Source organism: Nocardioides sp. TF02-7, from assembly GCF_022437945.1.
In the GTDB taxonomy this organism is placed as follows: Bacteria; Actinomycetota; Actinomycetes; order Propionibacteriales; family Nocardioidaceae; genus Nocardioides.
Genome location: NZ_CP092535.1, coordinates 734,354 through 757,543, shown reverse-complemented (window position 1 = coordinate 757,543; position 23,190 = coordinate 734,354). Strand labels below are relative to the sequence as shown.

24 protein-coding genes and 3 pseudogenes are annotated in these 23,190 nt (G+C 73.7%); 15 read left to right on the top strand and 12 right to left on the bottom strand.

What is annotated here, in order from left to right; genetic code table 11:
• Window positions 1–11: 11 nt before the first annotated feature.
• A complete protein-coding gene (locus MF408_RS03860) occupies window positions 12–896 on the bottom strand; it encodes a squalene/phytoene synthase family protein (protein WP_240250332.1) in 885 nt (294 codons plus the stop codon).
• Between the two features lie 100 nt (window positions 897–996).
• Entirely contained in the window at window positions 997–1,674 is a 678-nt protein-coding gene (locus MF408_RS03855; RefSeq protein WP_240250331.1) for a polyprenyl synthetase family protein, read from the bottom strand.
• Window positions 1,675–2,211: 537 nt separating this feature from the next.
• On the opposite strand from MF408_RS03855, the gene MF408_RS03845 reads away from it, so the two are divergent.
• Window positions 2,212–2,862: a DICT sensory domain-containing protein gene (locus MF408_RS03845; protein WP_240250330.1), complete on the top strand. Its 651-nt coding sequence runs from the start codon at window positions 2,212–2,214 to the stop codon at window positions 2,860–2,862.
• On the opposite strand, the gene MF408_RS03840 is transcribed toward MF408_RS03845, so the two are convergent.
• Both MF408_RS03840 and MF408_RS24900 read right to left on the bottom strand, forming a co-directional pair.
• Window positions 2,841–3,614 carry a dienelactone hydrolase family protein gene (locus MF408_RS03840; RefSeq protein ID WP_240250329.1) on the bottom strand — a complete coding sequence of 258 codons (774 nt, stop codon included), beginning with the start codon at window positions 3,612–3,614 and terminating at the stop codon, window positions 2,841–2,843. The two genes, MF408_RS03845 and MF408_RS03840, sit on opposite strands and share 22 nt — an antisense overlap.
• 65 nt (window positions 3,615–3,679) lie before the next feature.
• Window positions 3,680–3,895 carry a hypothetical protein gene (locus MF408_RS24900; RefSeq protein ID WP_275693337.1) on the bottom strand — a complete coding sequence of 72 codons (216 nt, stop codon included), beginning with the start codon at window positions 3,893–3,895 and terminating at the stop codon, window positions 3,680–3,682.
• Window positions 3,896–4,142: 247 nt separating this feature from the next.
• Between MF408_RS24900 and MF408_RS24895 the strand changes: the two genes are divergently transcribed.
• On the top strand, window positions 4,143–4,604 hold the full coding sequence (locus tag MF408_RS24895; protein WP_275693336.1) for a PfkB family carbohydrate kinase: 462 nt from the start codon (window positions 4,143–4,145) through the stop codon (window positions 4,602–4,604).
• Window positions 4,605–4,664: 60 nt separating this feature from the next.
• Here MF408_RS24895 and MF408_RS03830 read toward each other — a convergent pair whose 3' ends face one another.
• Both MF408_RS03830 and MF408_RS03825 read right to left on the bottom strand, forming a co-directional pair.
• The gene (locus tag MF408_RS03830; protein WP_240250328.1) at window positions 4,665–5,834 is read right to left on the bottom strand and encodes a hypothetical protein; all 1,170 of its coding nucleotides are present in this window, start codon (window positions 5,832–5,834) and stop codon (window positions 4,665–4,667) included.
• The gene (locus MF408_RS03825) at window positions 5,831–6,367 is read right to left on the bottom strand and encodes a SigE family RNA polymerase sigma factor (RefSeq protein WP_240250327.1); all 537 of its coding nucleotides are present in this window, start codon (window positions 6,365–6,367) and stop codon (window positions 5,831–5,833) included. Before MF408_RS03825 ends, MF408_RS03830 begins: the two co-directional genes overlap by 4 nt.
• A gap of 197 nt (window positions 6,368–6,564) precedes the next feature.
• Here MF408_RS03825 and MF408_RS03820 point away from each other — a divergent pair.
• Both MF408_RS03820 and MF408_RS03815 read left to right on the top strand, forming a co-directional pair.
• Window positions 6,565–7,416 (top strand): annotated as a pseudogene (locus MF408_RS03820) (alcohol dehydrogenase catalytic domain-containing protein); the annotation flags it as partial.
• A gap of 294 nt (window positions 7,417–7,710) precedes the next feature.
• Entirely contained in the window at window positions 7,711–8,325 is a 615-nt protein-coding gene (locus MF408_RS03815; protein ID WP_240251634.1) for an MBL fold metallo-hydrolase, read from the top strand.
• Here MF408_RS03815 and MF408_RS03810 read toward each other — a convergent pair.
• The 5 genes from MF408_RS03810 to MF408_RS03795 form a co-directional block, all read right to left on the bottom strand.
• Window positions 8,319–8,582: a hypothetical protein gene (locus MF408_RS03810; RefSeq protein WP_240250326.1), complete on the bottom strand. Its 264-nt coding sequence runs from the start codon at window positions 8,580–8,582 to the stop codon at window positions 8,319–8,321. The genes MF408_RS03815 and MF408_RS03810 overlap by 7 nt on opposite strands.
• 113 nt (window positions 8,583–8,695) lie before the next feature.
• Window positions 8,696–9,238: a hypothetical protein gene (locus MF408_RS03805; protein ID WP_240250325.1), complete on the bottom strand. Its 543-nt coding sequence runs from the start codon at window positions 9,236–9,238 to the stop codon at window positions 8,696–8,698.
• A gap of 643 nt (window positions 9,239–9,881) precedes the next feature.
• Complete coding sequence (locus tag MF408_RS24890; RefSeq protein ID WP_275693335.1) at window positions 9,882–10,115, bottom strand: MMPL family transporter; 234 nt, start codon at window positions 10,113–10,115, stop codon at window positions 9,882–9,884.
• Complete coding sequence (locus MF408_RS03800) at window positions 10,112–11,467, bottom strand: MMPL family transporter (protein ID WP_275693334.1); 1,356 nt, start codon at window positions 11,465–11,467, stop codon at window positions 10,112–10,114. The genes MF408_RS24890 and MF408_RS03800 overlap by 4 nt, the downstream gene beginning before the upstream one ends.
• A complete protein-coding gene (locus tag MF408_RS03795) occupies window positions 11,461–12,027 on the bottom strand; it encodes a hypothetical protein (protein ID WP_240250324.1) in 567 nt (188 codons plus the stop codon). Before MF408_RS03795 ends, MF408_RS03800 begins: the two co-directional genes overlap by 7 nt.
• Window positions 12,028–12,314: 287 nt before the next feature.
• On the opposite strand from MF408_RS03795, the gene groES reads away from it, so the two are divergent.
• The 10 genes and pseudogenes from groES to MF408_RS03750 all read left to right on the top strand — a co-directional run bounded on the left by groES (window position 12,315) and on the right by MF408_RS03750 (window position 20,058).
• Window positions 12,315–12,608: a co-chaperone GroES gene (groES, locus tag MF408_RS03790; protein ID WP_240250323.1), complete on the top strand. Its 294-nt coding sequence runs from the start codon at window positions 12,315–12,317 to the stop codon at window positions 12,606–12,608.
• An 87-nt stretch (window positions 12,609–12,695) separates the two neighbouring features.
• Window positions 12,696–14,312: a chaperonin GroEL gene (gene groL / locus MF408_RS03785; protein WP_240250322.1), complete on the top strand. Its 1,617-nt coding sequence runs from the start codon at window positions 12,696–12,698 to the stop codon at window positions 14,310–14,312.
• A gap of 597 nt (window positions 14,313–14,909) precedes the next feature.
• A complete protein-coding gene (locus MF408_RS03780) occupies window positions 14,910–15,401 on the top strand; it encodes a hypothetical protein (RefSeq protein ID WP_240252211.1) in 492 nt (163 codons plus the stop codon).
• Window positions 15,307–15,693, top strand: coding sequence for a DUF1684 domain-containing protein (locus tag MF408_RS03775; RefSeq protein WP_240251632.1), 387 nt, complete (start codon window positions 15,307–15,309; stop codon window positions 15,691–15,693). Before MF408_RS03780 ends, MF408_RS03775 begins: the two co-directional genes overlap by 95 nt.
• A gap of 48 nt (window positions 15,694–15,741) precedes the next feature.
• Window positions 15,742–16,608, top strand: a complete 867-nt coding sequence (locus MF408_RS03770; protein WP_240250321.1) for a GNAT family N-acetyltransferase — start codon at window positions 15,742–15,744, stop codon at window positions 16,606–16,608.
• A 122-nt stretch (window positions 16,609–16,730) separates the two neighbouring features.
• Window positions 16,731–17,594, top strand: a complete 864-nt coding sequence (locus MF408_RS03765; protein ID WP_240250320.1) for an oxygenase MpaB family protein — start codon at window positions 16,731–16,733, stop codon at window positions 17,592–17,594.
• A gap of 135 nt (window positions 17,595–17,729) precedes the next feature.
• Window positions 17,730–17,930, top strand: a pseudogene (locus tag MF408_RS03760) (cytochrome ubiquinol oxidase subunit I); the annotation flags it as partial.
• Window positions 17,931–17,997: 67 nt separating this feature from the next.
• Window positions 17,998–18,462, top strand: a pseudogene (locus MF408_RS24885) (cytochrome ubiquinol oxidase subunit I); the annotation flags it as partial.
• 61 nt (window positions 18,463–18,523) lie between these two features.
• On the top strand, window positions 18,524–19,060 hold the full coding sequence (locus MF408_RS24880) for a cytochrome ubiquinol oxidase subunit I (protein WP_275693333.1): 537 nt from the start codon (window positions 18,524–18,526) through the stop codon (window positions 19,058–19,060).
• Entirely contained in the window at window positions 19,057–20,058 is a 1,002-nt protein-coding gene (locus tag MF408_RS03750; RefSeq protein ID WP_240251630.1) for a cytochrome d ubiquinol oxidase subunit II, read from the top strand. Before MF408_RS24880 ends, MF408_RS03750 begins: the two co-directional genes overlap by 4 nt.
• Here the strand turns inward: MF408_RS03750 and MF408_RS03745 are convergent.
• Complete coding sequence (locus tag MF408_RS03745) at window positions 20,027–21,640, bottom strand: glucose-6-phosphate dehydrogenase (RefSeq protein WP_240250319.1); 1,614 nt, start codon at window positions 21,638–21,640, stop codon at window positions 20,027–20,029. The genes MF408_RS03750 and MF408_RS03745 overlap by 32 nt on opposite strands.
• Here MF408_RS03745 and guaB point away from each other — a divergent pair.
• The gene (guaB, locus tag MF408_RS03740) at window positions 21,639–23,150 is read left to right on the top strand and encodes an IMP dehydrogenase (RefSeq protein WP_240250318.1); all 1,512 of its coding nucleotides are present in this window, start codon (window positions 21,639–21,641) and stop codon (window positions 23,148–23,150) included. The genes MF408_RS03745 and guaB overlap by 2 nt on opposite strands.
• Window positions 23,151–23,190 lie beyond the last annotated feature (40 nt).

The following is a 23,190-nucleotide window of genomic DNA, read 5'->3' as shown; positions in this document are numbered from 1 at the left end:
CAGGTCGAGGGTCACGAACGGCCCCCGTAGATGGCCCCGGCCGCCAGGCGCAGCTTGACCGGCGTCGGCACCCGGACCCGGGTACGGCGGATCTCGGCCGCCGACGTGCGCCGCAACCGGCAGGTGAGCTCGGCGAAGGTCGCGTGAGCGGCGCGCACGGCGCGGCGGCTGCTCGGAGGCAGGTCGGGGATGACGGCGTCCGCCGCGGCGAGGTCCTCGTCGACGTCGTCGAGGATCCGGTCGCGGTCGGCGTCGCAGAACCGGTCGGCGACCAGGCCGGGGAAGTAGTCGCGGCGCAGCACGTCGTGGTCGTCGGCCAGGTCGCGCAGGAAGTTGACCTTCTGGAACGCCGCGCCGAGCCGGCGGGCGCCGGGGGCGAGCGCCTCGTAGGCGGCTGCCCGGTCGGCGGGGCCGTCGGGCGCGGCGAGGAAGGCACGCAGGCACATCAGGCCGACCACCTCGGCCGAGCCGTAGACGTACCGCGCGAACGACTCGGGCGTGTGGCTGGTGGTGTCGAGGTCCATCCGCATGGACGCGAAGAACGGGGCGACCAGGCGGTCGTCGACGCCCACCTCCGCGGCCGTCCGGGCGAAGGCGTGCACCACCAGGTTGGCGCTGTAGCCCGTCCGCAGCGCGTGCCGGACGTCCTCGTGCAGCCAGCTGAGCAGGGTGGCCCGCGGCTCCGCGCCGAACGCGGGGTCGGGGTTGTCGGCCACCTCGTCGGCGACGCGCACCAGGGCGTAGATGTTGCGCACGTGCGTGCGCACCGGCTCGCCCAGCAGGCGGGAGGCGAGGCCGAACGAGCTCGAGTACTTCTGGATCACGATGGCCGCGCTGCCCTCGGACACGCAGTCGTAGAGGTTGCGCGGGGGAGTGCTGCGGACGAAGAGGGTCATGCTGCGACCTCCGGGCTCTGGGTCGGGATCGAGGTGAGGGAGAGGTCGGCAAGGACGGGGACAGCGATGCCGAGGTCGTCGAGAGTGGCCCGCGCAGCGGCTAGCTGCCGGTCGGCGAGCTGCTCCACGAAGTCTCGGGAGCCGGCCGCGGTGAGCAGTCGGCGTACCTCCTGGAGCTCCGCGTCGTCGAGCTCGCGCCCGGAGACGGGGGGCGATCTGCTCCCACTCCGGGGGTCGAGCGGGCGTGGACCAGCAGCGGGGTCTGCTTGCCGGCCCGCAGGTCGCTGGTCGCGCTCTTGCCGGTGATCGCCGGGTCGCCGAAGACCCCGAGCAGGTCGTCAGTGAGCTGGAAGGCGGCACCGAGCGCCCGGCCGGCGTCGCCGAGGCGCTCGACCGTGAAATCGTCGGCCTCGGCGAGCACGGCGCCCGCCTGCAGGGGGAGCACGAAGGAGTAGGCGCTGGTCTTCTGGGCTTCCATGGCCAGGCTCGCCTGCAAGGACGGCGCGGCGCTCGAGAGGGCCAGGCGTACGTCGGCCAGCTCGCCGGCCGCGCTGGTGTGGAGGGCGAGGTCGAGCAGGTCCAGCAGCCGGTGCACCGTGGCGACCGGGGCGCCGCAGGTGGCGACCGCCCGGACCGCTGCCGCCAGGGCGAGGTCGCCGGCGAGGATCCCGGCAGCGGCGCCGAACGCGCCGGCCTGCTCGGTCGTGGCGCCGGCGGCCGCGGCCTCGGCGCGGAAGGTGCCGCTGACGTTGAGCCGCCCCCCGCCGGACGTCGTCACCGTCGATGACGTCGTCGTGGACCACGAACGCGGTGTGCAGCAGCTCCACCGCCGCACCCACCAGCGCAGCCGCCTCGGCCCGGGTGCCACCGAGCGCGGCGTGCGTGGTGGTGACCAGGACGGGCCGGAACCGCTTGCCGCCCTCGGTGGCGCTGCACAGGGCGTCCCAGAGCCGCGCCTGGTCGGCGCCGACCGCCTGCGCGGAAGCCCGGCCGTCGTCGAGCAGCCGGCGAAGGGCTTCGTCGGTGCCTACGGTCATGGGTCCTCCCACCTCGTGCCGCACGTGGGACTAACCTATGCACACTGCACAAGTTGAGTCTAGGCAAGGTGAGGAGATGTCCGCATGGCCTCCCCGTCCCGCAGCGCACTGACGATCGGTGAGCTGTCTCTCCGTACCGGGGTACCCACTGCGACGCTGCGTAGCTGGGAGAACCGCTACGGGTTTCCGGCGCCGGCCCGCCAGGGCGGTGGGCACCGCCGCTACTCCGAGGCCGACGTGGACGCCGTGCTCGAGGTGGTGCGCCGCCGCCGCGAGGGGTGCCGCTCCGGGCCGCGGTGCGGGCGGCGGGCCCGGAGCCGTTCCCCACGCGGTCGGTCTTCGCCGAGGTGCGCCGTCGCCACCAGCAGCTGGTGCCGCGGGTGTTGTCGAAGCCGACGATGGTCGCCCTGAGCCACGCGATCGAGGACGAGTGCTGCGCCCGGGCGGCGCGCCCGGTGCTCTTCGGCGGCTTCCAGCAGCCGCAGCACCTCCGGGCCGCGCACGCGCGGTGGGTCGAGCTCGCGCGCACGGCGCGGGTCGCCGTCGCGTTCGGTGCGCACCAGCCGGCGCAGCGGGCAGGGTCGGCCCTGGTCGAGGCGGTCCTCCCGGACGAGGCGGCGCTCAACCGGGAGTGGCTCATCGTCTGCGACGCGAGCGACCTGCCCGCCTGTCTCCTGGCCGTGGAGCGTCCGGGGCAGAGCGGCGGGGCCGAGGCCCACCGACGGTTCGAGGTGGTCTGGTCGGTGGAACCGCTCGTCGTCCGGGACGCCGCCCGCGCCGCCGGCGCGTTGGCGGACGAGTACGCGCCGGGCTGGCGCCCCGCCGACCTGGTCGAGCCGGTCGGCGACCCGCCCCGCGCATCGCCCGACCTGGCCCGGGCGTCGGCCCTGTTCGACCGGATGCTGGGCTACCTGGAGGAGGCGCGCTGAGCGGTGCGCTGCGGGTGCGCCGTCAGCGCAGCTCGCGGTCCAGCAGCGCGCGCAGCTCGCGGGACGCCCGCTGCGCGGCGCCCTCGTCCCACGACGAGGTGTCGCTCATCGTGTAGCCGTGCGGGGCGCCCGGGACGATCTCGTTGACGTGGGGGGCGGCCGGCCTCGGCGAGCGCGGCCTCCAGGACCGCGACGTGCCGGCGGGTCAGGCTGCGGTCGCGGTCGGCGTGCAGGAGCACGTACGACGCCCGGGAGGTCGCGATCGCCAGGTGCGGGCTGTCCGGTTCCTCCGTGACCAGCCGGCCGCCGTGGAAGCCGGCGACGGCCGCGACCCGGTCGGCGTGCCACCCGGCCGTGCGCAGCGCCAACCGGGCGCCCATGCAGTAGCCGGTCGTCCCGATCGGCCCCTCCGTCGCGTGCTCGGTGAGGGCCGCGACCCACGCCGCCGCGTCGCGCTCGGCCCGGTCGGGGGTCAGCCGGGCGACCCGGGCCATCGCGCCGCGGAGGAACGCGGCCTGGTTCTCGGCGACCCGCAGGTCGGCCGTCGGCGCCAGCTCGGTGGCGGTCCCGTCGCGGTAGAAGACGTTGGGGGCGAGCACGGTGTAGCCCCAGGAGGCGATCTCCTCGACCATCGCGGCGATCCTCGGGCGCAGCCCGATCGCGTCCATGTGGAGCAGGACGCCAGGGCCGGACCCGGCGAGGTAGGCCTCGGCGGTGCCGTCAGGTGCGGCGACCTCGATCGTCTCGACCATGAGGCCGGACGGTAGCCGACCGTCCGGCCCCCGCGCCGACCGTCGCCCCGGCGGCCGGGCGCGGACTAGGCTCCGGTCCCATGGGAACGCCCGACCGCCAGCGGGTCCTGGTGGTCGGCGAGGCCCTCGTCGACGTCGTCGTGGCGCCGGACCGGCCGCAGGTCGCCCACGTCGGCGGGTCGCCGCTCAACGTCGCCGTCGGGCTGGGCCGGCTCGGCGTCCCGACCACCTTCGCCGCCCAGGTCGGCCACGACCAGCACGGGAAGCAGGTGGTCGGTCACCTGGAGCGGTCGGACGTCGTCCTCGCGGCGCTGCCGCCGACGCCGGTGCGGACCTCGACCGCCGTCGCCACCCTCGCCGGTGACGGCAGCGCGTCCTACGAGTTCGACGTGACCTGGGACCCGGCCGACCTGCCGGACGTCGCGGCGTACGACGCGGTGCACGTCGGGTCGGTGGCCACCGTCGTCCGGCCGGGCGCGGACCGGGTGGTCGGGCTGGCCGCCGCCGCGAGGGGAGCGGGGGCTCCCCGTGAGCTTCGACCCGAACGTGCGGCTCGCCGTCGAGCCGGACGCGGACGCCTGGCGGGCGGCGCTGGCCGCGATCCTGCCGCACGCGTCGGTGGTGAAGATGAGCGACGAGGACGCGTCGGTGCTGCTGCCGGGAGTGTCGCCCGCGGAGGTCGCGAGCCGGCTCGCGGCGGGCGGGCGGCTGGTCGTCGTGACGGCCGGCAGCCGAGGAGCGCACGCGGCCACCCCGTCGGCGCGGGCCCACGTGCCGGCCCCGCCCACCGACGTGGTGGACACGATCGGCGCCGGCGACTCGTTCATGGCGGCGACGGTCGCGTGGCTCGCCCGGCGCGACTGGCCCGATCCCGCCGGCCTGGGGGCGGCCGGGTTGGCGGAGCTGGGCGACTACGCCGCCGCGGCCGCCGCCCTCACCTGCTCGCGGGCCGGCGCCGACCTGCCGTGGGCGGCCGAGCTCGCCTCGTGAGGCACCGTGACGTCATGCGGGGCGGGCCACCCGTGGCCCGCCCCGCATGACGTCAGCCGGTCACCGGTGGATCAGCCGGAAGGGGCTGTCCATCTCGTTGCCGCTCAACGCCGGCGCGAGCTCCTCGACCTCCCCGTCGGGCGCCATCGCGTAGAGGTGCCAGCGGGCTCCGTCGTACGCCGTGAACGCGAGGCGGCCGTCGGCCGTCCAGGCCCAGTCGGCCACGAACGCCCCGTCGGCCGCCCAGCGCCCGGTCTCCTCGCCGGTCGCGGCGTCGAGCACGGAGATCGACGTCGGTCCGAGCCCGTCGAAGTAGCTGGGCAGCCCGGCGACGTGGTCGCCGTCGGGGGAGACCTGCCAGGCCTGGAACTCGCAGCCCCGCCACACGTGGTCGCCGGCCGCGAGGTCGTAGACGCCGCTGCAGGTCTCGAAGTCGGTGATCTCGTCCATCACCGTCACGCGCCCGTCCTCGGTGGCGTCCTTGTAGGAGAGGGCGCCAGGCACCGGGTTGTCGGAGGTGCCGTCGGCACGGAACGCGAGCGGCCGGCCGCCGGAGTTGTTGTCGACGTAGACGGTGCACGCGCTGTCGGCCGCGTCGCAGTCCGGACCGCCGGTGACGGCCGTCGCCTCCCAGGCGATGCCCTCGCCGGCGGCGCCGAGGTCGACGGTGCCGAGCACCGCCTCGCCGCCGTCCCAGGCGACGGTCACCGAGCCGTCGACGCCCACCCAGGCGAGCGTCGCGCCGGCCTCGTCGACGACCGGCGACCACGTCGTCTCGAACGAGTCGACGACCTCGCCCTCGCCGGAGATCACGTCGGCCGTGGAGAACACCTCGCCGCTGTAGGCCGTGGCCACCAGCTGGTCGTCCCACAGCACCATGTTGGTGTAGTCGCGGTCGGGCAGTGCCACGACGTCGCCGTCGGCCTGGTGCCACACGCGGTCGATGACGTAGTCGGGTCCGCTGACCTGCTCCGTGGGCTCGGGCGCGAAGTCGGGCTGCCGGCTGTCGGTGTCGCCGCCGCCGGCGAGCACGCCGATCGGGGTGACCACGGCAGCGACGCCGAGGACGCCCCCGGCGACGGCCGCGCGGCGGTTGCGGCGGATCCGGCGGGCCCTGCCCTTGACGACGGTCAGGTCCAGCGGTGCCTCGTGGAGGTCACGGACGCGCGCGTCGAAGTCGCGGCTCATCGCTGCCTCCCAGGCACGGTTGTCGGGGTGGTGGGTGTTCATCGGGTCTCCTCGCCGTAGCGGGGGTGGAGCTCGGCCGGGACGCGCTCACGGAGAGCGGCGAGTGCCCGGCTGCACTGGGACTTGACGGTTCCGGTCGAGATGCCGAGCGCGTCGGCGACCTCGGCCTCCGACATCTGCTCGTAGTAGCGGAGCACCACGACCGAGCGCGCCTTCGGCGGGAGGGTCTGCACCACTCTCCACAGCTCGTCGTTGGTGCCGTCGTCGTAGGCATCGTGGTGCGGGTCGCCCTCGGGGACGAGCTCGGTGGCGTACTCGCGCTTCTTCCACGCCCGCCGCCACAGCGAGTTGTTCTCGTTGACCATGATCCGGCGGACGTAGGCGTCCACCGCACCGCGGTCGTGCACCTTGTCCCACGCCAGGTAGAGCTTGGCGAGCGACGTCTGGAGGACGTCCTCGGCCTGGTGCCGGTCACCGGTCAGGAGGTACGCCGTCCGCAGCAGGCTGGGCTGCCGGGCCGCGAGGTACTCGGTGAACTCGGTGTCCCGCTGTGCGTCGCGGTCCTTCCGGCTCATCCGCCGACCTCCCCTCGGGGTGTGGTCTTCCCCGTCATCCTGGTCTCCGTCCGTTCGTCGGGCGTGCCCTGGTGGAACTCTGTCGCGAGGAGGACGCGAACCGTCGGAGATTGGTTGCAACCGGGGTGGGTACTCCTGTGGATTCACCCGCCCCGCCCCCCGACCGATTCGACCAACCGTCCGCCAACCCCGCTGGGATGGGCTTGGAGACCGTCCCCAGAGACCCTCCAGGAGGAGATTCGATGCAGCAGGTCAAGGCCGTGGTCGCCCGTGCCAAGGGAGCCCCGGTGGAGCTGGTCACCATCAACGTCCCGGACCCCGGACCGGGGGAGGCGGTGGTGGCGGTCCAGGCCTGCGGGGTGTGCCACACCGACCTGCACTACCGCGAGGGCGGCATCAACGACGACTTCCCGTTCCTCCTCGGCCACGAGGCGGCCGGGGTGGTGGAGGCGGTCGGCCCCGACGTCACCGGCGTCGCACCCGGCGACTTCGTCGTCCTCAACTGGCGCGCGGTCTGCGGCGAGTGCCGGGCCTGCAAGCGCGGCGACCTGCACTATTGCTTCGACACCCACAACGCCAACCAGCGGATGACGCTGGAGGACGGCACCGAGCTGACCGCCGCGCTCGGCATCGGGGCCTTCGCCGAGAAGACGCTGGTCGCCGCCGGCCAGTGCACCAAGGTCGACCCGTCGGCCCGGCCGGCCGCGGTCGGCCTCCTCGGCTGCGGTGTGATGGCCGGCATCGGGGCCGCGATCAACACCGGTGCGGTGACCCGCGGCAGGAGCGTGGCCGTCATCGGCTGTGGCGGGGTCGGCGTCGCGGCGGTCGCCGGCTCGCGGCTGGCCGGCGCCAGCCCGATCATCGCGGTCGACATCGACGCCAAGAAGCTCGACGTCGCCCGCCGGATGGGAGCCACCCACACCGTCGACTCCTCCGCGACCGACCCGGTCGAGGAGATCCGGCGGATCTGCGCCGAGACGTTCCCCGGCGCCGACGGCGCCGACGTCGTCGTCGAGGCCGTCGGCCGCCCCGAGACGTGGAAGCAGGCGTTCTACGCCCGCGACCTCGCCGGCGTGCTCGTGCTGGTCGGCGTACCGACCCCCGGACATGAAGGTCCCCGACCTGCCGCTGATCGACGTCTTCGGGCGGGGCGGCGCGCTCAAGTCCAGCTGGTACGGCGACTGCCTGCCGTCGCGGGACTTCCCGATGCTGGTCGACCTCTACCAGCAGGGCCGGCTCGACCTCGACGCGTTCGTCACCGAGGAGATCGGGATCGGCGACGTGGAGGCGGCGTTCGAGAAGATGCACCACGGCGAGGTGCTGCGCTCGGTGGTGATCCTCTGATGGTGGCACGGGTCGACCACGGCGTCGCGAGCGGCACGTTCAGCCTCGACGGCGAGACGTTCGACGTCGAGAACAACATCTGGGTCGTCGGCGACGACGCCGAGTGCGTGGTGATCGACGCGCCGCACTCGGTGGACGAGATCCTCGCGGCGGTCGGCGACCGCACGGTCCGGGCGATCGTGTGCACCCACGCCCACGACGACCACGTGCGGGTGGCGCCGGCGCTGCGCGAGCGCGTGGTGGCGCCGATCCTGCTGCACCCCGACGACCGGCCGCTGTGGGAGCTGACCCACCGCGACCACCTCTGGGACGTCGACCTCGCCGACGGCCAGCGGATCGAGGTGGCCGGGACGACGCTCACGGTGCTGCACACGCCGGGCCACGCGCCCGGGTCGGTCTGCCTCTACGCGCCCGACCTGGGGCGGGTGTTCACCGGCGACACGCTGTTCAACGGCGGCCCCGGGGCGACCGGCCGCTCGTACTCCGACCGGCCGACCCTCGAGGCGTCGATCCGCGCGAAGCTGTTCGCGCTGCCAGACGACACGGTCGTCCACACCGGCCACGGCGACGACACGACGATCGGGGCCGAGGCGGAGGCGCTCGGGCGTCAGTGACGGGGAGCGCCGCGCAGGGGTGCGATCACGAAGTCGGCGAGCACGGCGGCGAGCGAGGGGATCGAGAGGCGCACGTTCGTCACCGCACGACGAGGAAGGCGACGAGGAGCAGCAGCGGGAGCAGCAGGGCGCCCGCCACCAGCCGGTCGGCCGTGCGGCCGGCGCGGTGGACGCCGGCGGGCACCGTCCGCGGTACGGCGGGCAGGGGGCTGGGTGGCCCGGTGCTTGACCCTGGGCTTGAACTGGTCGGTCTGCATGTGTCACTCCTGTCGGTACGCCGCCCGGGGAACGGGCGGGACGCCCCGCTGCGGCCGCGCGGCAGTGCGCGGCGCCGGGGGCGCCGACCTCCTGGTACCCGTGGCGCGGCGTCTCAGAACGGGGCGACGAGGAACGCGCTGCCGTGGCCCCCGACCCGGGTGAGCACGAGGGTCGCCTCGGCGTCGCCCCGCAGCTCCAGCCGCTTGCGCAGCACCTCCGGGGTGACGTCGACGCCGCGCTTCTTGATCGTGAGCCGGCCGACCCCGCGCTCGCGGAGCGCCGCCTTCAGCGGCTTCTCGCGGTAGGGGAGCTCCTCGACCACGCGGTAGCCGCGCGCGAACGGCGACCGGAACGGCCGGTCGGAGGTGACGTAGGCGATCTTGGCGTCCACCAGCCGCCCCTCGACGCCGGCGGCGACCGCCGTGACCAACCCGGCGCGGACGACGGCGCCGTCGGGCTCGTAGAGGAACCCGCCGACCGGGCCGACGCCGACCGCGTCGAGGCCGGGGTCCTCCTCGTCCGTGATGGTGGCCAGGCCGCCGGACCCGATGACCGTCGCGCGGCGTCGGGTGGTCGCGGTGCGCCCGGACCAGAGCGCGGCCTCCTTGACCTCGCCGCCGTCGCTCACCCACTCGGCCTCGACCCCGGCCGGCACCAGGGCGTGGGGGATCCCGGGGGGCCGTCTTGACGCAGGCGTCGCGTCGCAGCAGCTCCTCGACCCACGTCCACGGCGGTGACCAGTCCTCGACCCGGAAGCTGCGCCCGGCCCCGCTGCGCCGCGCAGGGTCGGCGAACGCGAGGTCGAAGCCGGCGTGGTCGACGGCGGCGACGTCGGCCACCTGGACCGCTCCGGGAAGCCCGAGCGCGGCGAGGTTGGCCTCCGCCACGGCGACCCGCACCGCGTCGAGGTCGACGCCGGCGCAGACCAGCCCGGCCCGGGCCGCGGCGACCAGGTCGCCGCCGATGCCGCAGCCGAGGTCGATCAGCGTCCGCGCGCCGAAGGCGGCGTAGCGGCCCGCCCGGTGGGCGGCCACCGCGGGGCGGGTCGCCTGCTCCAGCGCGTCGGGGGTGAAGTACATCCGGCCGGCGGCGTCGCCGAACTTCGCCTCCGCCCTCCGCCGCAGCTCGACCTGGGTCAGCGCGGCCGCGACCTGCGCGGCCGACGCCGTACGCCGCAGCTCGGCCTGGACGTGGAGCTCGTCAGCGGTCCCGGCGAGGGCGGCGGCCCGGGCAAGCAGCGCCTGCCCCTCGTCGGTCAGCAGCCACCGGAACGCGTCGAGGTCCACGCCCCGATCCTGTCAGGCGAGCTCCTTCTGGGCCTCGCCGACGCGGGCGTCGTGCTCCTCCGGGGTCTCGTCGCCGTGGCCGGGCCACCACGCCGCGTGGCCGACCAGGGCGGTGAGCGCCGGCGTGAAGAACATCGACATCACGAACGCCGCCACGAAGATGCCGAAGGAGAGCGCGAAGCCCATCGACACGAACAGGCTGTTGCCGCCGAGCATCAGCGAGGCGAAGGTGCCGGCGAGGATCACGCCCGCGGCCGCGATGGTCGGGCCGGCGTGCTTGACCGCCTCCCGCGGCGGCGAGCCGCGGCGTCTTGCCGCCGCGCGCCCTCCTCCCGCAGCCGGGCGATCATCAGGATGTTGTAGTCGGTGCCGAGCGCGGTCACGAACAGGTAGATGTAGATCGGCAGCATGAAGATCAGCCCGGGCTCGCCCTGGACGTGCTGGAACACGATCACCGTCGCCCCGAGGGTGGCGCCGAACCCGAGGCCGACCGCCGCCATCAGGTACCACGGCGCCACCAGGCTGCGCAGCAGCAGCGCGAGGATCAGCATGATGACGAGCGCGGCCGCCGGGAACACGACGGAGTAGTCGCGCTCCATCGCGTCCTGCAGGTCGGCGAAGACCGACGGGGTGCCGCCCACCAGAGCCTCGGTGCCGTCGGGCGCGGCGCCGTGGGCGGCGTCGCGGATGGGGCCCTTCACGTCCTCCAGTGCCTGGTCGGACACGGGGTCGTGCTCGAGCACCAGGCTGAACAGCGCCGCCGTGCCGTCCTCGGAGGGCTGGGCGGGGTAGACCGAGTCGACGCCGCGGGCCTCGCCGAGCGCCTTCGCGAAGGCCTCGAACTGCTCCTGGTCGAGCGGCTCCCCGTCCTCCGACGACAGCAGGACCGGCACCGGCTCGGCCGCTCCGTCGGCGAAGTGCTCCTGGAAGGTCTCGAGCGCCTCGGTGGACTCCACGTCGTCGGGCAGGCTGGAGTTGAAGTCGAAGGACGGGTTGAAGCCGAGGGCGAACACCGCGAGCGCAGCCAGCACCAGCCCGGAGACGGCGGCGAACACGCCGGGCCGCCGGCCGAGCCCGTCGCCCATCCGCGCGAACCGGGCCCGCTCGGGCTCCTGCCGCCACTTGCGGGACGGCCAGAACAGGGCGCGTCCGAGCACGGTCACGACGGCCGGCACCAGGGTGAGCGCGGCGACCAGCGTCACGAACACCGCGATCGCCAGCGCGGGGCCGATGGCGCGGAAGATGCTCAGCGAGCTCAGCACCAGCGCCAGGAACGCGACGATCACGGCGCCGCCGGCGGACGCGATCGCCTCGCCGGCGCGCTCGAGGGCGTGGGCCACCGAACCGCGGGTGTCGCCGCCCTCCCGCAGCCGCTCGCGGTAGCGGAACAGGAAGAACAGGATGTAGTCGGTGCCGATGCCGTAGAGGACGACGATCAGGATCGTCTCGATCGACGGGTCGGCCTTGAGGTCGAACAGCTCGTTGGCCCAGCCGATCATGCCGTTGGCCACCATCGACACGAGGGTGACGACCAGCACCGGCAGCAGGCAGATGATGACGCTGCGGAAGATGAGGGCGAGCAGCACGACGATCAGCACGATCGTCGCGATGCCGACGATGGCGAGGGTTCTGCTCGCTCGACTCCTGCGAGTCGAGACCCTGGGGGACGGAGCCGGTGGCCTGCACGGAGAGGCCGGTGCCGTCGCTGAGCTCGGCGAGGGAGTCGCGCAGGTCCTCGGCGTCCTCGAAGGCCGTCGGGTCGAAGCCGGTGGCCCCCTCGGCCAGCCCGATGATGCCGATCTGCACCTGGCCGTCCTCGGACACGTTCGGCTGGCCCTGCGGGTCGACCGTCAGCACCTGCTGCACGAACGTCTCCTCGCCGAGCCGCGGGCCGAGCTCCTCGCCGATCCGGGTGACCTCGGCCTGGTCGTCGGCGGTCAGCTCGCCGCCGTCCTCGCGCTCGAACACCAGGGAGGGCGGCCGGCGTGGCGTTGTCGGAGAACTTCTCCGACTGCAGCTCGGCCGCCTGGATCGACTCGTAGTGGTCGGGGAGGAACTCCGCCTCGTCGCTGGTGGTCTCGAGGCCGGGCGCGGTGACGATCACCGCGACGGCGACCACCACCCACGCGGCGATGACGAACCAGGGACGACGGGACACGAGACGACCAAGGGCACCGAACACGGCGGAGACGCTATCGAGGGGCACCGACACCCGGTCAACCGACTTTCGTCGGTTCCGGTGGCCGTCCCTGGTCGGGTGCCTCTGGCACTCGCTGGCGCAGAGTGCTAGTTTCGTCATTGGCACTCTCGACCCGAGTGTGCCAGCGCTTGTGAAGGTGTGCGGCACCCGCGACGGCGTACTCCTCGAGCAAGCCCCCTACGTGGGAGGGCGCGGCCCTCCATCAGTCCCGAACTGATCAGACAGAGAAAGTGGAGGTCGATCCAGTGTCGATCAACATCAAGCCTCTCGAGGACCGCATCGTGGTGAAGCCGCTCGAGGCCGAGCAGACCACGGCGTCCGGCCTCGTGATCCCGGACACCGCCAAGGAGAAGCCGCAGGAGGGCGAGGTCCTGGCGATCGGCCCGGGTCGCATCGACGACAACGGCAACCGGGTCCCGCTCGACGTCGCGGTGGGTGACAAGGTCATCTACAGCAAGTACGGCGGCACCGAGGTCAAGTACTCGGGCGACGAGTACCTCATCCTCAGCGCCCGCGACGTTCTCGCCGTCGTTTCCTGACGCCGTCCGAGGGGCGCCACGCCGCAGCGTTCGACCACGGTCCGACGCCGCGCGTGGCGCCTCCGACTTTCCACTGAAGGAGCAGCAATGCCGAAGATCCTGGAGTTCGACGAGAGCGCCCGGCGCTCGCTCGAGCGTGGCGTCGACGCGCTCGCGAACGCCGTCAAGGTCACGCTCGGGCCCAAGGGCCGGTACGTCGTCCTCGACAAGAAGTGGGGCGCCCCCACCATCACCAACGACGGCGTGACAGTCGCCCGCGACGTGGAGCTCGACGACCCGTTCGAGAACCTCGGTGCCCAGCTCACCAAGGAGGTCGCGACCAAGACCAACGACGTCGCCGGTGACGGCACCACGACCGCGACCGTCCTCGCCCAGGCGATGGTCCACGAGGGGCTGCGGGCGGTCGCCGCCGGCGCCAACCCGATGGGCGTCAAGCGCGGCATGGACGCCGCCGCCCAGGCGATGTCCGACGCCCTGCTCGCCGCGGCCCGCGAGGTCGAGTCGAAGGAGGACATGGCCTCCGTCGCGACGATCTCGAGCCGCGACTCGCACATCGGCGACCTGCTCGCCCAGGCCTTCGACAAGGTCGGCAAGGACGGCGTGATCACCGTCGAGGAGTCCAACACCCTCGGCACCGACCTCGAGTTCACCGAGGGCATGCAGTTCGACAAGGGCTACATCAGCCAGTACTTCGTGACCGACCCCGAGCGGATGGAGGCCGTCCTCGACGACCCCTACATCCTGCTGCACCAGGGGAAGATCTCCGCCGTCGCCGACCTGCTGCCGCTGCTGGAGAAGGTCATCCAGGCCGGCAAGCCGCTGTTCATCCTCGCCGAGGACGTCGAGGGCGAGGCGCTCTCGACGCTCGTGGTCAACAAGATCCGCGGCACCTTCAACGCCGTCGCGGTGAAGAGCCCGGCGTTCGGTGACCGGCGCAAGGCGATGATGCAGGACATCGCGGTGCTCACCGGTGGCCAGGTCGTGGCGCCCGAGGTCGGCCTCAAGCTCGACCAGGTCGGTCTCGACGTGCTGGGCCAGGCCCGCCGCGTGGTGGTCACCAAGGACAACACCACGATCGTCGAGGGCGCCGGCGACGCCGCCGAGGTCGAGGGCCGGGTCAACCAGATCAAGGCCGAGATCGAGTCGACCGACTCCGACTGGGACCGCGAGAAGCTCCAGGAGCGGCTCGCCAAGCTGGCCGGCGGCGTGTGCGTCATCAAGGTCGGCGCCGCCACCGAGGTGGAGCTGAAGGAGAAGAAGCACCGCATCGAGGACGCTGTCTCCGCGACCCGCGCGGCGATCGAGGAGGGCATCGTCCCCGGCGGCGGCTCCGCGCTCATCCACGCGGTGTCCTCGCTCGACAAGGACCTCGGCCTCACCGGCGACGAGGCGGTCGGCGTACGCATCGTCCGCAAGTCCGCCGACGAGCCGCTGCGCTGGATCGCCGAGAACGGCGGCGAGAACGGCTACGTCGTCACGACCAAGGTCCGCGAGCTCGGCGTCGGCAACGGCTACAACGCCGCCACCGGCGAGTACGGCGACCTCGTCGCCCAGGGCGTCCTCGACCCGGTCAAGGTCACCCGCTCCGCGCTGGTCAACGCGACCTCGATCGCCGGCATGCTGCTGACGACCGAGACCCTCGTCGTCGACAAGCCCGAGGAGGAGGAGCCCGACACCGGCCACGGGCACGGCCACGGCCACTGATCCGTCGCCTCCTCACCGAGCACCTACCGGGCCGTCGCGGGAACGCGGCGGCCCGGTGGGTTTCTGGGGGTGGGGTTGGGGGAGGCGGGGGGAGGTGCAGCGTGAGGTTTCCCCCGGTCGACCGGGGAAACCTCAACTTGTCGGGCAAAGCAATGCCGGACAAGTGGAGGTTTTGCCCGTCACGTCGAGCTTGCGCGACGTTTGGTCAGAGAACGCAGCTTCCCGCGGCGGATCGTTGCGGTTCGTGACCAATCGTGCGTGAGAGGGTTCACCGGCCGCGACCCCCGCCGCCCGGCCGGACCGCCCGACCGGCGACCACCCGCCGCCGTCGCTGCCTGTCGGTCTCGACCCCCGCGGCGCGGGCCTGGCACTGTGCACGCGACCAGCGCCGCCCGGCACCGCGACCCCGCCGCCCGGCCGGAGTGCCCGACCGTCGACCTCCCGTCGCCGTCGCTGCCTGTCGGTCTCGACCCCCGCGGCGCGGGCCTGGCACTGTGCACGCGACCAGCGCCGCCCGGCACCGCGACCCCGCCGACCGGAACCCCCCGACCCGCCGATTCGCCTGCACGACCTTGCGCCGGTCGGCAGGATGCCACCGTGGACCACTTTCTCGGGGAGTGGCGGGCGTGGCACGACGCCCGCGAACGACGACTGACCGCACCGGACGGCTACCTCGCCATCACCGGCCTGTACTGGCTCGACGAGCGGTGGCAGCGTTTCGACGACGCGCCGGGTGAGTGGCGCGCGGCCGGCGACGGCGCGGAGGTGGCGCTGGGGCCGGCGGAGTGGCTGGAGGTGGGTGACGAGAAGCTCACCGGGCGGCACGTCTTCGCCGGGCTCGACCGGCGGCCGGTGCGCGCGCTGGCGGGCGACGCGACCCCTGGAGGTCGCGGCGCGGGGAGGCCGGCCGATGCTCCGGCCGCGGCACCCGGAGAGCGAGCTGCTGCGGCGGCACGTGCGGACGCCGACTTACCCGCCGTCACCGCGGTGGCGGGTGCCGGCGCGGTTCCGTCCGTACGACGAGCCGCGGCCGGTGAGCATCGAGACGGTGGTCGACTGGCTGGCGGACTCGGTCGACGCGGTCGGTGAGGTGGAGTTCGAGGTGGCCGGCACGCCCCAGCGGCTGGTCGCGTTCTCCGACGGCGACGCCGGTGAGCTGTGGCTGCTGTTCGCCGACGCGACCTCGGGCGAGACGACGTACACCTGCCGCCAGCTCGCCGTCGGCGCCCCGGCGCCCGACGGCACGCTGGTGCTCGACCTCAACCGTGCGCACAACCCGCCGTGCGCCTACACCGACTTCTCCACCTGCCCGCTGCCGCCGCCCGCCAACCGGCTGACCGTCCGGATCGAGGCGGGGGAGCGGCTTCCCGCCGACCGCTGAGCGGTCCGCGCCACACCGACGAAACCTGGATCGACGAGAATGGGCACCATGCTCTGGAGAGTCCGCGCCAACCTGCCCGACCGCCCGGGCGCCCTGGGCGCCGTAGCGCACGAATGCGGACGCGCCGGGGTCAACATCCTGCGCATCCAGGTCTTCCCCGGCCGGGCGACCGTCACCGACGAGCTCGTCGTGAGCACGCCGGACGACTGGCAGGAGCGCGACCTGGCCGCGGTGCTTGAGCGGGCCGGTGCCGAATCGGTCGTCGGGCTGACCTGCTCGGAGGCGGCGCTCGACGACCAGCCGACCCGGTTCGTCCGCGCGGCCCAGGAGATCATCGACCACCCGGCGTCGTTCCCCGACGTCGTCGCCCACCTCTTCGACGCCGACGTCGCGCCGTCCGGTGGGACGGAGGACGTCCTGGAGCTCACCGTCGGCAACGCGGTGGTGCAGGTACGCCGCGACACCCCGTTCACCGCGACCGAGCGGGAGCGCGGCGCCGCGATGGCCGAGCTGGTCAGCCACGTCCTGCACCGCGAGGTGCCGCCCGGCCCGACCGCGGGCGGCGAAGGCGGCGAGCCGGAGTACGTCGCGTCCGGCGACGCCGTCACGGCGCTGTCGTCGGGCCGGGTCGCCGGCCGGGCGTCGGTGACCGCAGGCGCGACGCCGGACGACCCGTGGCCGGTCGACCTGTGGGTCGACCCGTCGTGGCAGCGCCGCGGCATCGGCACCCGCCTGCTCGGCGAGGTTGCCCGGCTGGCCCGGTCGCGCGGCGCCACCGAGATCGTGCTCACGGCGCCGGCCGACAGCCAGGCCGTGCTGCCGATGGTGCTCTCGGCGGGGATGCGGGGCCGGATCCGGATGGCGGGGGAGACGGTGACGGTCCGGATCGCCGTCAGCGAGCTGCGCGCCGGCTGACCTGCCCGACCCCGCCACGCCCCCCGCCGACCCCCGACCCTGCCGGCGAACGCCCGGCCGCTGCGGTCGGCGTTGCTACCGTCGGCAGCAGAGGCCGGCTGGCGGCCCGGGAGGGAGCGCGGATGGAGACGATCCGCAGGCGGCTCGGCGAGGCGCTGTTCCTGCGCGTGGCGGGCCCCGACGGGGCCGTGCACCGCGACCGGATCCACGGCACCCCCGGACCGCGCTGGTTCGAGCCGGGCAGCCCGATCACGAGGGTCCACGGCGACGCGGCGATGTTCGTCGGCGGCATCCGCGCGCTGCTGCTGCAGGCGCTGCACCCGGTGGCGATGCAGGCGGTGTCGGAGCACTCCGGCTACCGCGGCGACATGTGGGGCCGGCTGGCGCGCACCAGCCGGTTCCTCGCGGTGACGACGTTCGGCACGGCCGACGACGCCCAGCAGGCCGTCGACGTGGTGCGCGCCATCCACGACCGGATCACCGGCACCACGCCGGACGGGACGCCGTACCACGCGAGCGACCCGCACCTGCTGCTGTGGGTCCACGTCGCCGAGATCGACAGCTTCCTCCTCGCCCACCAGACCTACGGCCGCCGGCCGCTCGACGCCGCCGAGCGCGACGAGTACGTCGCCCAGACCGCCGAGGTCGCCCGCCGGCTCGGGGTCGTCGACCCGCCGACCACCGAGGCCGGCCTGCGGGAGACGCTGGCGGCCTTCCGCCCCGAGCTCCGGGGAACGCCGGCGGCCCGGGAGGCGGTCCGCTACCTCCTCGTCCGGCCGCCGCTGCCGCTCGCCGCCCGCCCGCCGTACGGCGTGCTGTGCGCGGCCGGCGTCGGCCTGATGCCGGTGTGGACCCGTCGCCACCTGGTCCTCCCGTGGGTCCCGGTCGCGGAGCGCACCGTCGTCCGTGCGGCGGGGGCGGCCGCCGTCGGCACCATCCGGTGGGCGATGACGCCGCCGCCCGAGCTCGCCACCACCGCTTCGTGAAAAACGTTCACAAGGTCGTGACCGGATGCCTGCCCGGGGCGTAGCGTCGGCCTCGTGCTGACCTCCGATGTCGTCACCGAGGCCGTCGTGCAGCTCGCTGCCGAGCCGGAGGGCCTCCGCCCGGCGCGGCAGCAGATGGCGCTCTCCCTCGGCTGGCACATCATCCTCGCCTGCTTCGGCGTCGCGTTCCCGGCGATGATCTTCGTGGCGCACCTCATCGGCATCCGGCGCGACGACCCCGTCGCGCTCGGCCTCGCCCGTCGGTGGGCGAAGGTGTCGGCGGTGCTGTTCGCGATCGGCGCGGTCTCCGGCACGGTGCTCAGCTTCGAGATGGGCCTGCTCTGGCCGGGCCTGATGGGCACCTACGGCGACGTCCTCGGGCTCCCCGTTCGCCTTCGAGGGGCTGTCGTTCTTCGTCGAGGCGATCTTCCTCGGCATCTACCTCTACGGCTGGGACCGGATGCCGCCCCGGAGGCACCTGCTGATGGTGGTGCCGATGGCGGTCGCCGGCGTGGTCGGCACGTTCTGCGTGATCGCGGTCAACGCGTGGATGAATGCCCCGACCGGCTTCCGGGTGGTCGACGGCGAGGTCGTCGACGTCGACCCGTGGCGCGCGATGTTCAACGACCTGGTGCTGCTGCAGTTCGGGCACATGTGGCTCGCCGCCTACATGGTGGCCGGGTTCACGATCGCCGGGGTCTACGCCGTCGGCCTGCTCCGCGGCCGGACCGACCGGCACCACCGGCTCGGGTTCCTCGTGCCGTTCGTCTTCGCCAGCGTCGCCGCCGTCGCCCAGCCGGTCGTCGGCCACCTGCTGGGCGGCAACCTCGGCGACCGGCAGCCCGCCAAGCTCGCGGCGTTCGAGCTGGCCGAGACCACCGAGAGCCCGTCGCCGCTGCGGATCGGGGGGCATCTGGATCGACGGGGAGGTGCGCGGCGCGATCGACATCCCCTACCTCGGGTCGCTGATCGCCCAGAACTCCTTCACCGAGCCGGTGCGCGGCCTCGACACCATCCCCGTCGACGAGCACCCGCCGATCAACATCACCCACTGGGCGTTCCAGACCATGGTGGGCCTCGGCACGCTGCTGGCGCTGCTGGTCGTGGTCTTCTGGGTCGCCCGGTGGCGGCAGCGCGACCTGCTCACGAAGCGCTGGTTCCTGCGGTCCGCGGCCGCCGCGGGGCCGTTGGCCGTGGTCGCGCTGGAGGCGGGCTGGGTGGCCACCGAGGTCGGCCGGCAGCCGTGGATCGTCTACGGGTTCATGCGCACCGAGGAGGCCGCCGCGAGCTACTCCGGTCTGTGGTGGCTGCTCGGTTCGACGGCGGTCGTCTACGGCGCGCTCACCGTCGGGGCCGTCGTGGTGATCCGCTCGATGACCCGGCGATGGCGGGCGGGCGAGGCCGACCTGCCCAGTCCCTACGCACCCGAGCGCGGCGCGACGGAGCGGGTGGAGGGTCGGTCGTGAGCCTCGAGGTGGCCGTCGCGGCGGCGCTCTTCGTCGGCGTCGTCGCGTACGCCGTCCTCGGCGGCGCCGACTTCGGCTCCGGGTTCTTCGACCTCACCGCGGGCGACAGCCGGCGGGGTGCCGAGCTGCGGACGCTGGTCGACCACAGCATCGGCCCGGTCTGGGAGGCCAACCACGTCTGGCTGATCTACGTGCTGGTGATCTGGTGGACGGCGTTCCCGGAGTCGTTCGCGGCGGCGATGACGACCTTGGTGCTGCCGCTGCTGCTGGCGCTGCTCGGCATCGTGCTGCGCGGCGCGAGCTTCGCGTTCCGGAAGTTCTCCGCGACCCTCGGGCAGGCGCGGCTGTTCGGGGTGGTGTTCGCGACCTCCTCGATCCTGACGCCGTTCTTCCTCGGCGCGGTCGCCGGCGCGATCGCGTCGGGACGGGTGCCGGCCGACGGCACCGGCGACCGGTGGTCGTCGTGGCTCAACCCGACCTCGCTGTTCGGCGGGGTGGTCGCCGTCGGCACCTGCGCGTTCCTGGCGGGCGCGTTCCTCGTCGCCGACGCGGCGCGGGGCGGCCGCGACCGCCTGGCCGAGGAGCTGCGCAGCCGGGCCCTCGTCGTCGGTGTGGTGACCGGGCTGGTCGTCTTCGCGGCGCTGTGGCCGATCCACGAGGACGCGCCGACCCTCGCCGAGGGGCTGACCGGCCGCGCGGCGCCGCTCGTCGTGCTCTCGGCGCTCGCGGGGTTGGCGACGCTGGTGCTGCTGTGGCGGCGCCGCTACGCGCTGGCGCGGTTCCCCGCGGTCCTGGCGGTGGCCGCCGTCGTGTCGGGCTGGGGTGTGGGCCAGTACCCGTGGCTGCTGGTCGACGAGATGCGGATCGCCGACGCGGCGGGCGCGGACGCCACCCTGCAGGCGCTGCTGGTCGCCGTCGGTCTCGCCGCGGTGGTCGTGCTGCCGCCGCTGGTCTACCTGCTGCGGCTCACCCAGTCGGAGGAGTGGAGCCGGCACTGACCTGCGGCCGGCAGCCGGCCCGGTCGCGGGTCAGCCCTGCAGGCCGCGGTCGGGCGGGTGGTTGCCGAGCCGCCAGCCGCCCGCGGGGAGGTCGAGCGCGTCCTGCGGTCCCCACGACCCCCTTCGGGTAGGACTGCACAGGCGGCCGGTCGTCGAGCACCGGCTGGCAGACCTCCCACAGCCGCTCCACCTCGGCGGCGCTGGTGAACAGCGTGCGGTCGCCGCGCATCACGTCGAGCAGGAGCCGCTCGTAGGCCTCGAGCGGCCCGGCGTCCGGGGCGTCGTAGGCGAGGTCGAGGCGGAACACGCCCTCGACCAGGGCCATGTCGGGGCCGGGCCGCTTGGCCCGCACGTCGATGGCGATCCGCGGCTGGTCGGTGAGCTCGATGACCAGCTCGTTGGGCTGCGCCGCCGCCCCGCCGGCGGGCTTGAGCCAGCGGTGCCGGGGGTCGGTGAACCGGATCGTGATCGTCCGCCGCCCCTCGGCCATCGCCTTGCCGGTGCGCAGGTAGAACGGCACCCCGCGCCACCGGTCGTTGTCGATCCACACCTCGATCGCGACGAACGTCTCGACGTCGGAGTCCGGCGCGACGTCGGGCTCGTCGCGGTAGCCGTCGTACTGGCCGAACACGACGCGCTGCGGGTCGAGCGGGCGGACGGCCGCGAACGCGGCCGACTTCGCCGCGCGGATCGCGCCCTCGCGGAACGCGTGGGGGTCCTCGATGGCGACGAACCCGAGCAGCTGGCACAGGTGGGTGGTCACCATGTCGCGCAGGCAGCCGGTGCCCTCGTAGAAGCTGCCGCGTCCCTCGACCGTCAGCTTCTCGGGCACGTCGATCTGCACCGACTCGATGCTGTGCCGGTTCCACGCCGGCTCGAACAGGCCGTTGGCGAACCGGAGCGCGAGCAGGTTCTGCACGGCCTCCTTGCCGATGAAGTGGTCGATGCGGAAGATGTCGCTCTCGGAGAACGCGGACCCGAGCACCGCGTCGAGCTCGCGGGCCGTGGCCAGGTCGGTGCCGAACGGCTTCTCGACGACCAGCCGGGCGCGGTCGGTGAGGTCGACCCGGTCGAGCATGCCGACCATGTCCTCGACGGCCTGCGGGGGGACGGAGAGGTAGAGGAGGCGGCGTACGTCGCCCAGGGTGACGCCCGCGTCGAGCGCGAGCCGGTCCTCGGCCGCGTGCACCGCCTCCGCGAGCTCGGTGCCGTCGTCGGCGGAGGACGTGCGGAACGAGATCCGCTCGAGCAACCGCGCGGCGACCTCCTCCTCCACGTCGCCGACGAACTCGTCGAGCGCCTCGCGGACCCGGCCCCGGAAGTCGTCGTCGCTGCCGGGGGGCGGCGGCCGCTGCCGATCACCGCGAGGTGCTCCGGCAGCCGCTTGGCCAGGGCCAGCCGGTAGAGGCCCGGGAACAGCTTGCGCGCGGCGAGGTCGCCGGTGGCGCCGAAGAGGACGAGGACGTGCGGGGGCAGCTCGGGGTTCACGGGACCAGCGTCGCGTACGGCTGGGAGCGGCGCCACCGTCCGTGGAGGTCGCCGGTTCGTGGGAGCGGCGGAGGCCGCCGTAGGATCTCGTCATGGAGGTCACCGCCGTACCCGAGAAGTTCGCGCCGCTGGGCCTGACCTACGACGACGTCCTGCTGCTGCCCGGTCACTCCGACCTGGCCCCGGACGAGATCGACACCACCAGCCGGCTGACCCGCGAGATCAGCCTCCGGTCGCCGCTCGTGAGCGCGGCGATGGACACGGTCACCGAGTCGCGGATGGCGATCGCCATGGCGCGCCAGGGCGGCATCGGCGTGCTGCACCGCAACCTCGCGATCCAGGACCAGGCCTACCAGGTCGACCTGGTCAAGCGCACCCAGACCGGCATCATCTCCAACCCGGTGACGATCGGTCCCGACGCGACGCTCGAGGACCTCGACCGCATCTGCGGCGAGTACCGGGTCTCCGGGCTCCCCGTCGTCGACGCCGACAACCGGCTGCTCGGCATCTGCACCAACCGCGACCTGCGGTTCACGCCCGTCGCGGAGTGGGCGGCCACCAAGGTCGACGAGGTGATGACGCCGATGCCGCTGGTCACCGGCCCGGTGGGGATCAGCCGCGAGGAGGCCACCCGGCTGCTGCGCAAGCACAAGAAGGAGCGGCTGCCGCTCGTCGACGACGAGGGCCGGCTGGGCGGCTTGATCACGGTCAAGGACTTCGTGAAGTCCGAGCAGTTCCCCGACGCGTCCAAGGACTCCCAGGGCCGGCTGATGGTCGGCGCCGCGATCGGCTACTTCGGCGACGCGTGGGAGCGGGCGACGACGCTGGTCGAGGCGGGCGTCGACGTGCTCGTCGCCGACACCGCCCACGGCCACGTCACGCTGCTCCTCGACATGGTCCGCCGGCTCAAGGCCGACCCGGCGACCCGGCACGTGCAGGTCATCGGCGGCAACGTCGCCACCCGCGAGGGCGCGCAGGCGTTCGTCGACGCGGGCGCCGACGCGGTGAAGGTCGGCTTCGGCCCGGGCTCGATCTGCACGACCCGGGTGGTCACCGGCTGCGGGGTGCCCCAGGTCACCGCGGTCTACGAGGCGTCGCTCGCGGCCCGGCCGGCCGGCGTACCGGTGATCGCCGACGGCGGCCTCCAGCAGTCCGGCGACATCGCCAAGGCCATCGTCGCCGGCGCCGAGTCGGTGATGATCGGCTCGATGCTGGCCGGCTGCGAGGAGGCGCCGGGCGACGTGGTGTTCCACAACGGCAAGCAGTACAAGGCCTACCGCGGCATGGGGTCGCTGGCCGCGATGTCCTCGCGCGGCAGGAAGTCCTACTCCAAGGACCGCTACTTCCAGGCCGAGGTGGCCAGCGACGACAAGATCGTGCCCGAGGGCATCGAGGGGCGGGTCGCCTACAAGGGTCCGCTGGCGAGCGTCGCGCACCAGCTGCTCGGCGGCCTGTCGCAGTCGATGTTCTACGTCGGCGCCCGCACGGTGCCCGAGCTGCAGGAGAAGGGCCGGTTCGTCCGGATCACCTCCGCCTCGCTCAAGGAGAGCCACCCCCACGACATCGAGATGACCGTCGAGGCCCCCAACTACAACCGCGGCTGACCCCGCCGGCCGGCCGCCGGTTCGCGGGTCGGGGCGGGCA